At 61.8% G+C, this 9,425-nt stretch carries 8 protein-coding genes and 1 pseudogene; 1 reads left to right on the top strand and 8 read right to left on the bottom strand.

Annotated elements, in window-relative coordinates; genetic code table 11:
* The 8 genes and pseudogenes from ABJK70_RS15110 to ABJK70_RS15075 all read right to left on the bottom strand — a co-directional run.
* A pseudogene (locus ABJK70_RS15110) lies at window positions 1-590 on the bottom strand (hypothetical protein); the annotation flags it as partial.
* 214 nt (window positions 591-804) lie between these two features.
* Complete coding sequence (locus tag ABJK70_RS15105; RefSeq protein ID WP_347258372.1) at window positions 805-1,761, bottom strand: cytochrome c oxidase assembly protein; 957 nt, start codon at window positions 1,759-1,761, stop codon at window positions 805-807.
* 8 nt (window positions 1,762-1,769) lie between these two features.
* Window positions 1,770-2,141: a hypothetical protein gene (locus ABJK70_RS15100; RefSeq protein WP_210024205.1), complete on the bottom strand. Its 372-nt coding sequence runs from the start codon at window positions 2,139-2,141 to the stop codon at window positions 1,770-1,772.
* A gap of 10 nt (window positions 2,142-2,151) precedes the next feature.
* A complete protein-coding gene (locus ABJK70_RS15095) occupies window positions 2,152-2,760 on the bottom strand; it encodes a cytochrome c oxidase subunit 3 (RefSeq protein ID WP_347258371.1) in 609 nt (202 codons plus the stop codon).
* On the bottom strand, window positions 2,757-4,709 hold the full coding sequence (gene ctaD / locus ABJK70_RS15090; RefSeq protein WP_347258370.1) for a cytochrome c oxidase subunit I: 1,953 nt from the start codon (window positions 4,707-4,709) through the stop codon (window positions 2,757-2,759). The genes ABJK70_RS15095 and ctaD overlap by 4 nt, the downstream gene beginning before the upstream one ends.
* A 424-nt stretch (window positions 4,710-5,133) precedes the next feature.
* Window positions 5,134-6,177: a cytochrome c oxidase subunit II gene (coxB, locus tag ABJK70_RS15085; RefSeq protein WP_347258369.1), complete on the bottom strand. Its 1,044-nt coding sequence runs from the start codon at window positions 6,175-6,177 to the stop codon at window positions 5,134-5,136.
* Complete coding sequence (locus ABJK70_RS15080; RefSeq protein ID WP_156879970.1) at window positions 6,174-6,728, bottom strand: c-type cytochrome; 555 nt, start codon at window positions 6,726-6,728, stop codon at window positions 6,174-6,176. Before ABJK70_RS15080 ends, coxB begins: the two co-directional genes overlap by 4 nt.
* 378 nt (window positions 6,729-7,106) lie before the next feature.
* Complete coding sequence (locus tag ABJK70_RS15075; protein WP_156879971.1) at window positions 7,107-8,645, bottom strand: serine/threonine-protein kinase; 1,539 nt, start codon at window positions 8,643-8,645, stop codon at window positions 7,107-7,109.
* 262 nt (window positions 8,646-8,907) lie between these two features.
* Here ABJK70_RS15075 and ABJK70_RS15070 point away from each other — a divergent pair, with 262 nt between their 5' ends.
* On the top strand, window positions 8,908-9,333 hold the full coding sequence (locus ABJK70_RS15070) for an OsmC family protein (protein ID WP_347258368.1): 426 nt from the start codon (window positions 8,908-8,910) through the stop codon (window positions 9,331-9,333).
* The last annotated feature ends 92 nt before the right edge of the window (window positions 9,334-9,425 follow it).

The raw sequence follows: 9,425 nt of genomic DNA, 5'->3' as shown, positions 1-9,425 counted from the left end.
ATGTCGCCGAGCTTGGTCTTCCAGACCTGTTTTCCGGTCCTCGCATCCACCGCGAAAGTATGGTTGTCGAGGGTGTTGAAGAAAATCTTGCCGTCGGCGTAGGCCGCCCCACGATTGACCACGTCGCAGCAAGCGACCCCTTGCGCGGCGGCAGCCGGTTTCGGCTCGAATTTCCATTTCATCGCGCCCGGTTTTTCCTTGAGGTCCAGCGCGTAGAGAACATTGGGATAAGGCGTGACGACGTACATCGTATCGCCTATCACCAGCGGCGCCGCCTCGTGCCCCTTATTCAGGCCGGTCGAGAAGGACCAGGCGAGCTTGAGATTCCCGACGTTCTCGGGCGTAATCTGGTCGAGTCCGCTATAGCGGGTGCTCGCATAGTTCTTGGCCGGCATGGTCCATTGGCCGTCCTCCGCCTCGGCAGGCGGAACGGCTTGTGCCTGGACCCGGGATTCGGCAACTTGACTCGACACGACTCCCGGCCACCCGGCCAGACCGCCGAGCGCGACGAGCATCACACCGAGACGCGTTCCGATCTTGCCGGGCAAAGCATAGGCCACAGGACTCTGACCGGTTTTTGGCTGCTCCATGTCGAATCCTCCTTGTATAACGCCCCGTTCCGCTCGGACACACTCCGCGTAGGGTGGGTTACGCTTCGCCAACCCACTATCGATGGGTTTCGCTTCGCTCTACCCATCCTACAGAGCTACAGAGTTCGCGATTGCCGCGCTTCACTGCGTTCAGCACATCCTATTTTTGTGACACCCTCCAAAGGGAAATAACTTTTTCAAAACTCCCTCAACATCATGGTCCCCTCGGGAGCGGGCTCCCGCTGTGCCCCGCCGCGCCGCCCGCGTTTTTTCCGATCGCCTCCAGCCAGGCGGCGAACATCCCGAGGGCGATGACCAGATAGATCGCGCCGGCGGGGACCCACATGATGAGCCCCGCGAGCTGCTGATCCTCGAGCGCGCTCAGTCCGGCCGCCGCCGAGCCGCCGTAGGTCGGATACCAGGGCTGGCTGCTGAAGGTCAGCAACGCTCCTAGCAGGCTGGTATGCACCGTCGTGGAGAACACGTATAGCACCCCGGCCCCGTACCCTCTCGCCCCTTCGCCGCCGCGGATGATCGCCCACCAGAACACCAGTGCCGAAACGAAAAAGCTCAGATGCTGCAGCGTGTGCACGTCCTCATGTCTCAGCGCCGCCTGAAAAAAGACCGGCGCATGCCAGATCCATATGACGGCCCCGTGTATCGTCCAGGCCGCCAAGGGCACGGTCATTCTGCGCCAGAAACGCCCGACCCAGCCGGTTTTGCAATAGCCTGTCAGAGACTTCCGCCACCCGCGCGGAAACGCCCACAGGGCAAAGGCGATCGGACGGCTCAAGACCAGCAGCGGCGCGGCGAGCAGTATCAGGATCTCGTGCTGGACCATGTGTGCCGAAAAAAGCTCGTTCGAAAGCCGATCCAGGGGCGAAATCAGGGCCAGAGCGATGAGCAGCCATCCCCCGGCATAAGCCAGCGCCTTTTGGATGAGCACCCGACGGCCCGCGCCGACTTTCGGCCACAGCCGCCGCAATCCGGCCATGAACAGTCCGGCCGACAGCGCAAGACAAAACAGGACCCAGGGCTCGAAATTCCAGGCGGTCCACTGAAAGCCGGAAATCGCCGAACTCCCTTCGTGAGCATGTCCGCATGCGGGAACACCGAACGCAGTGGACAAGGAGGGAATGACGGTTCGGCGCGCAATACGGTTTCGTGCCATGGCAGGCCTCACGAGCGCAGCATCATGATCGGAACGGCCTGCGCCAGGATGGTCACGAAGAAATAGGCGCTGACAATCATCCCGGAAACCGCCATGAAGCGGCTCCGCGCGATCACCCCGCCTTCTCCGCTCGGCCACGCCGCCCCTGCCCTTTGCCAATTCCGCCAGGAGATCAACCCGCCGGCCGCGGCGATCACCAGGGCCGCCAAAGTCACCAGATACAGGGCGAGAGTCGACCCGGTGCCGTGAAAGAACGGCGTGATGCTGTAACTGGTTTGAAGGTGCAAGGCCCAGGCGACGGGACCCGCCAGCAAACCGGCCCATAGCGCGGCGATACCGCTACGCTCCGAGAAATACCGTTCCGCATCGGCCTGCAACACCTTTCTTCCCTCACTTTAAAACGCGCGGCATCCAGTACAGCGTGGCGTACAGCGGTATCCAGACCGCCACCACGAAGTGCCAGTAAATCCCGTTGACCTTCACCGCCAGACTGCGCCGCTCGCTGAAGTAGCCTATCCATGCGAGAGCGCTGACCACGACCGTCTTCAGGATCAGCGCAACCACATGGGTGCTGTGAAAGCCGATGATGGTCCAGGAAATGGAGCCGTAGGAATGGGTATACCATCGGTACCCCATTTCGCTGTACTCGATGTATTTCAGCACCAAGAACGTCACCGCCAGCGCGATGCTCAGCAACAATCCCCAGCGCAGGGCCGTTTGGTTGCCTCGGGTGATGCCGCGGTCGGCCCAGTGCATCGGCAGGCTGCTGGCCATCAGCACCAGCGTGCCCAGGGTCGGCTTGACCAGATCGGGCGTCTTGGTGCCCGCCGGCGGCCATTCCGGCTGATCGATGCCGAGATAGAAATAGCTGGTGATGAGGGTGGCGAACACCACCGATTCGACCAGGATGAGACCGACGATGCCCCACCACAAGGGCGCTCTGTAGTCGGCGGGCAATCGTGGAAGCTCGCCGGCATCGAAGCGGGTTTCGGCGTTCATCGGGCTTGCTCCTCCTCGGCGGAACCTCCGACCGCGCGCGGCCAGAGCCATCCGACGAATCCGACGAAGGTCAGCAGCAAGCCGATCGGGAACCAGATCGGATGACGGATGAAGCCGAGAAAACCCGCCGCCACCGCGACGGCGGAAAGAAAAGGCCAGATCGTAGGTCCCGGCAGAATCGCCACGGCGTGCGGCTCGGCATCGAGCAGCGTCGTGACCAGCACTTCGCGCCGCCCGGAGCGGAGTCCCACCACCGTTCCCGCCGGCTCCTCGCCGCGCTCCCACAGCGCCCAACGGCCGCGCACCACGGGGATATCCTCGAAGTTGTAATTGGGCGGAGGCGAACTTGTCGCCCATTCCAGAGTATCCCCGCCCCAGGGGTTGTCCGGCGCGTCGGGTTTTCGCAGGAAACTCAGCAGGGCGTCGACCGCGGTGACGAGCACGCCGAGGGCGAAGACGTACGCGCCTATGGTCGCCAGCAGGCTCAATTCGAACCACCCCGATTCGGACAGATAGGTGTAGACCCGGCGCGGCATGCCCTGCAAGCCGAGCTGGTGCATCGGGAAAAAGCTCATGTTGAAACCGACGAACATCAGGACGAAGCTCCACTTGCCGGCGGTCTCGTTCAGCATGCGCCCGAAGACTTTGGGGAACCAGTAGTAGATCGCGCCGAACACCGGGAACACCGCCCCGCCGATCAGCACGTAGTGGAAGTGCGCGACCAAAAAGTAAGTGTCGTGAACCTGCGTATCGAACGGCACCGAGGCCACCATCACGCCGGTCAGCCCGCCGAGCACGAAGATGAAGAAGAAACCCAGCACGAACAGAAGCGGCGTCGCGAACCGCAGCTTCGCTCCCCATAGCGTCGCGATCCAGCAGAATATCTGCACGCCGCTCGGCACGGCGATCATCACGCTTGCCGCGGTGAAGAAACTGACGCCGAGTGTCGGAAGGCCGGTCGTGAACATGTGGTGCACCCACAGCCCGAAGGCGACGAAGCCGATGGCCACCACCGAGAGCACCATGGCGGTATAGCCGAAGACGGGCCGCCGCGCAAAGGTCACGACGATGGACGAGATGACGCCGAGCGCCGGCACCAGGATGATGTAGACCTCCGGATGGCCGAAGAACCAGAAGAGATGCTGCCAGAGCAGCGGCTCGCCGCCTCCCGAGGTCATGAAAAAATGGGTGCTCACCGTGCGGTCGAGGGCCAGCATGACGCTGCCCACCATCAGGGGCGGCATCGCGAACACGATCATGAACATGGTCACCAGCATGGCCCACACGAACAGCGGCATGCGGTTGAGCGACATGCCCGGCGCACGCTGCTTGAATATGGTCACAATCAGCTCCACCGCCGCCACCAGCGCGGAGATTTCGATGAACGTGATCATCGTCGCCCAGAAGTCCAGACCGAGTCCGGGCGAATACTGGGTCAGCGTCAGCGGCACGTAGGCGAACCAGCCCCCGTCCGGCGCATGGCCCAGAAAACCCGCGGCGTAGAGCGTCACTCCGGCGATCAGGTATACGTAATAGCCGAAAGCGTTCAGGCGGGGAAAAGCCATGTCGCGGGTCCCGATCATGAGCGGCACGATATAGATGCCCAGCCCTTCCATCATGGGCACGGCGAAGAAAAACATCATGGTCGAGCCGTGCATGGTGAAAAGCTGGTTGAAGTGATCCGGCGTAAGGAACGAATTTTCCGGCACCGCGAGCTGGGTTCTCAGAAGCAGCGATTCGATTCCTGCCATCAGGAAGAAGATGAAGGAAGTAATGATGAAGCGCTTGCCGATCATGCGGTGGTTCACTTGGGTGAACCAGCCGACGAAGCCTGACGCGGAATACCAGGTCCGGTCGAGTTCCTCCGCCTTGCGAGACATCGCCGGGCGCTCCGACGCCTGATCCGTGACTCCCGGCCGGTCCGTTTCGGTGCTCGCGGTCATGGGCATGCCCTTTTCGTTTTGTCGCGAACGCGAAGCCTGTCCCGACCGAAGCCGAGGGGCTTATCTCGGCCTATGTAGGATGCCCCCGTCCGTACACTTCTCGATCGTAGGTCGGCAATCCATTGCCGACGAACACGCGCGGCCAGGACGTGGCGTCGGGAAAGGATTCCCGACCTACTTGGGGCGCAAGCGGGTAGGCCGGAATAAGCGTCAGCGTTTCCGGCAATCAACGGTGGAAAGGCCACCGTGCCGGGAACACGGAGCCTGTCCTGAGGCAGTCGGGAAGATCGTAGGTCGGCAATCCATTGCCGACGAAGCTGTCGGGAAAGGATTCCCGACCTACCTCGGGCGCAAGCATGTAGGCCGAAACAAGCGCCAGCCTTCGTAGGCCGGCAATCCCTTGCCGACGACTGCGTGTAAAATTTCTCCTTCATTTCAGGCTCTCCAGATAACTCAGCAAGGGATGCAGGCTCTCGGCGTCATAATTGACGGGAGGCATCTTGTTGCCCGGTTTGACGTGCTGAGGATCGAGAATCCAGCCCGCGAGGTTGCCGCGATTATTGGGCAGGGTTCCGGCCGCGAGAGTCCGCCGGCTGGCCAGGTGGGTCAAATCGGGCGCGACCCGTCCGAGCGCGGCGGTCCCGCGGATCGAGTGACAGAGTACGCACGGCGATGAAAGAAAGACCTGCTGTCCCCTGGCGAGAACCGGATCGGCGGGCTCGACCGCCGGAGCGCGCTCCCGAGCCAGCCAGTTCGAAAAGACTTCGGACGGCTCCGCAACCACCCAAAAAGCCATGTTCGCATGCTGTATGCCGCAGAACTCGGCGCACTGGCCGCGAAATTCCCCGGCCCGGTCGGCGGTGACCCAAGCGACGTTGCTCTGACCTGGAATCAGATCCATCTTGCCGCTCAGATTGGGCACCCAAAAGCTGTGGATGACGTCTCTGGATTTGAGCAGGAATTTCACCGGCCGGCCGACCGGGATGTGGATTTCGTTGGCGGTAACCGCGACCGCCCTATCCTGTTCGTCGAGGTAACGGATCTCCCACCACCAGCGGCGTCCGATCACCTCCACGGTCAGCGCATTTTCCGGCGGCTCCGCCGAAAGTTCTCGGTGAATCGACACGCTGGAAATCAAAACGATCGGGAGTACGATAGCCGGCAGTATCACGCCGCCGGCGAGCACCAGATTGCGGCTCTGGCGCCGATTCAGAGGCGCTTCCCCGCGCCGGCCCAGCGAGCGCCACACGCCGGTCAGAAGCGCAACCATGACCGCCAGCAGAATCAGCGTGGCCACGATGCACATGGCCCACCACAGGTTGGCCGGCATCTGTGCCTGCGGGCTCATCGGATTGGTGGCGTCCTGAACCCCGGAACAGCCGCCGAACAGCAAGACGAAAATCGGAAGGACGACCCGCTTCACCCGGCATCGTGCCCCCCCGCTCCGGCCCGGATTCCATGCGCCTTGGTTCATCGTTTCGGCTCGCCGGGCGATTTCCCGCTTTCATCCGCCGATTCCCGGCGCCTGGGTTCAGGCGCGCCGGTCGCCGCGTACTCGGGTTGCAGCGTGCGGATGTAAGCGATGATCTGCCAGACCTGTACATCGGTAATCCGCCCGCCGTAGGCAGGCATACCCTTGGGCCGGCCCTCGACGATGCTGGCGAACAGGTTGTCGTCGTGAGGACCGTAGATCCACTCGTCGTCCATCAACGGCGGACCGATTGCCCCGCCGCCGCTTGCATGACAGCCGGAGCAGTTAAACCAGTCCCAGAGCTCCTTGCCTTCGGCGATGGCCTGCCGGTCTCCCGCGAAAGGATTTCGGAATCGCGGCAGCTCCGGCATCTCGGGGCCGGGGCGCAAATCAACCATGGGCGCGCCGGTGGGCGTTCCCCCTGCCGGCGGCGCCCGCCTGAACTCGCCTATGCCCCGTTCTTCCCGGCAGCCGGCAACAAGACCCAAACCGAAAACTCCCAACAGAGCCAGCGCCCCCAGCGGCAATTTTCGGCGAAGATATCGGTCATTCATGCGGGACGACCCTCTGCGTTCCTTCGATTCAGGGTACTCCGTGCTTTCGGAGTTGCGCGCCTATCTCGGACCGCTCTTGTTACGGCACTCCAATCCGATAAGCTGCCAGGACGCTACACGAGGACTTACGTCTCCGTATCCAATAATTTCGATCAGGCCGCCCTTCGTTCTATCCAAAAATACGCAATAGTTCGTACAGAGCTCCGGCATTTCCGCGCACAGACCGGATTTTTCTGAAATGCTGTCAAGGAATAGCGGGAGATGGCGGAAAGACGGGATGACAAGTGCCTAGACTTGCCGTCCCTCGGGACCGGCGCTCAGCGTGCGAGCCCGAACCGCGTATCCGGAAACGGAGCGGAAACGCGGGACGCTCCATTGTCAACGTTCAAGCTTGCCCTTGAGTTTGAGCAGACCGTCGTGATTCGGGACGGCTTCCAGCCCCTCCAATACTTTCTTCAGGCTATCGACGCGGTTGCCTTGCTCGAACGCTTTCCATGCCTCCAGCTCCAGGGCGTTCGCGATCTTTTGTATGCCGCTGGCCGCCTTTTCGTTGTAGGGATCGATCTTGAGCGCCTCGCGGTAGGCCCACAAAGCATTGGCGCCGGTCGGGGCGGTCAAATAGCCGACCTCGAAGTGAATGTCCGCCAGTTCCAGCAGATCCGCGACTTTCGCGTGCTGCTCGGCGGTGAGCGTGGTCGCGATCTTGGGCGGCTCCTTGGCTTTATGCAGGCCCATGTAAACATTGCTGCCGATGGCCAGGACGACAACCGTGGCGGCGGCCCAGCTTCCGTAGAACACCGGCGACCGCTTCTGCAGATCGCCGATGAAATCCTCGGCCGTCGGGGTACGGTCCTCGCGCTTGAGGGCGAGGGCTCTCTTGAGACCTCTCCATTGCCTGCCGTTCAAGCCGGAGATGGGCTTGGGCTGCAATTTCAGTTCGACCGCGACGTCCGCCGAAATTTTTGCGTACGGATGTTTCCCCGCCAAAAGTTCGTAAGTCACGCAGGCCAGGGCGTAAATATCGTCGCGCGGGTCCGGCTCCTCGTCCTTGAGCATCTCGTAACTCGCATAAGCCGGCGTCAGCGCCCCCAGATCGCGGGCATTGAATACCGTCGCGTCGCCGCCCTTCTTGTCCGTTCGGCCCGCGGCGCAGGCGATGCCGAAGTCGAGCACCTTGACTTCGCCGTTCTCGTCGATGAAGACGTTGCCCGGCTTGAAATCCGAATGGACGATGTTCTTCTTGTGGGCGTGGGCCAGCGCTTCCGCCATGCCCTGGATGATCGGCCAGGCCTTCTTGAACGGCATGCCCCCCTCGGGAAGCTCTCGGATCAATCGGTTGAGGGGCTGGCCTTCGAGGTATTCCATCGACATGAAGACGTGCCGGTCGTCCCTGTCGAAGTCGTACACATTGATGATGTTCGGATGGGAAAGCGTCTGAGCCCGTTTGGTCTCCCTCTGGAGCGCGATCAGGGAAACGGGATTTTGCTGAAAATCCTCGTTGAGGACCTTCAAAGCAACATAGGGCTCTTTGTCGTTGGCCTCTTTCTTGCGCAGGTCCAGTGCCTTGAACACTACGCCCATTCCGCCCTCGCCCAGCACCTGCTCCAGCACGAACCGGTCCTTGAGGACGTCGCCGATTTGCAAAGGCCTTACCGTTAACGCGGATTCGACCGGCAGCGGGACACTGTGGCCGGTCCGGGTACTCAGCCGAGTCGAATCGCCATCATCGCTCGGCGCGGGCGCCGCGACGGGACGCGGCGCCTCCGGCACCCTAGGGGCGAGGGTCGCCAGCCGCGTCTTTTCCGCATCATCGTCTGCGGCAACCGCGGCCGGACCCGGACGATTGCCGGCGGACGAGGGCAAGATCCTGGTTTTGTCGAGTGCATCATCACCAGACGTTTGCTGAATATCTGTCATTTTTCTTATCAGGGAAGATTGTTTTGCAAACACATCGCGGCTCGGTGGCGTTCTTTATGATAGCCCCTCCCCGGAAGGATGCGGAAAAACAAACGTGCAACTCTCTTTTCGGAGAAAAGTCTCATACCTTAGACGGTGCGCGGGGAACGTCACGAGTGGTCCGAGGATAAGTTCATCCCGAGCTTAGTCGAAGGGCCGCCATCGGGACGCGCAGTAGCTTCCCACCCACCGTCTTAGACCTAGAGATCTTAAAGGAGGGAACATGGCGGTACGAAGCGCATCGGCCGAGTGGGAAGGCAATCTCGCTCAGGGAAAAGGAAGCATGCGATTGGGCAGCGGCGCCTTCACCGGGAGCTACTCGTTTTCGTCCCGTTTTCAAGAGGGACAAGGCACCAATCCCGAAGAGCTCATCGGCGCGGCGCATGCGGGTTGCTTTTCCATGGCGCTGGCACACGGCTTGGCGCAGTCCGGGCACACGCCCAAGCGCATTGCGACGACGGCGAAAGTCCACCTCGAAAAAGCGGGCGAAGGATTCAAGATCACCGCGATCGAGTTGGATACCGAGGGCGACGTCCCCGGAATCGATGCAGCAACATTCCAGACGTTCGCCGACGACGCGAAACGGAATTGCCCGGTCTCCCGGCTTCTCACCGGCGCCGAAATCAAGCTCAGGGCGAAGCTCGTTTAGCGCCCAAACAGTTCAAGCGCTCGCGGCCGAAACCTTTGACGGACGAGGGCGCCGACGGAGGCGAATGATATGCCGCACTACAACTATCTCAT

Origin of the sequence: Methylocaldum sp. (genome assembly GCF_039794385.1) — a bacterium.
GTDB lineage: Bacteria > Pseudomonadota > Gammaproteobacteria > Methylococcales > Methylococcaceae > Methylocaldum.
The sequence above is the reverse complement of the archived record's forward strand: the minus strand, read 5'-3'. Positions and strand labels throughout refer to the sequence as shown.

Excerpts from the sequence above, each read along its gene's own strand:
- ctaD (WP_347258370.1), bottom strand. The coding sequence starts at position 4,709 with ATGCCCATGACCGCGAGCACCGAAACGGACCGGCCGGGAGTCACGGAT.
- ABJK70_RS15095 (WP_347258371.1), bottom strand. The coding sequence starts at position 2,760 with ATGAACGCCGAAACCCGCTTCGATGCCGGCGAGCTTCCACGATTGCCC.
- ABJK70_RS15070 (WP_347258368.1), top strand. The coding sequence starts at position 8,908 with ATGGCGGTACGAAGCGCATCGGCCGAGTGGGAAGGCAATCTCGCTCAG.
- ABJK70_RS15105 (WP_347258372.1), bottom strand. The coding sequence starts at position 1,761 with ATGGCACGAAACCGTATTGCGCGCCGAACCGTCATTCCCTCCTTGTCC.
- ABJK70_RS15075 (WP_156879971.1), bottom strand. The coding sequence starts at position 8,645 with ATGACAGATATTCAGCAAACGTCTGGTGATGATGCACTCGACAAAACC.
- ABJK70_RS15080 (WP_156879970.1), bottom strand. The coding sequence starts at position 6,728 with ATGAATGACCGATATCTTCGCCGAAAATTGCCGCTGGGGGCGCTGGCT.
- coxB (WP_347258369.1), bottom strand. The coding sequence starts at position 6,177 with ATGAACCAAGGCGCATGGAATCCGGGCCGGAGCGGGGGGGCACGATGC.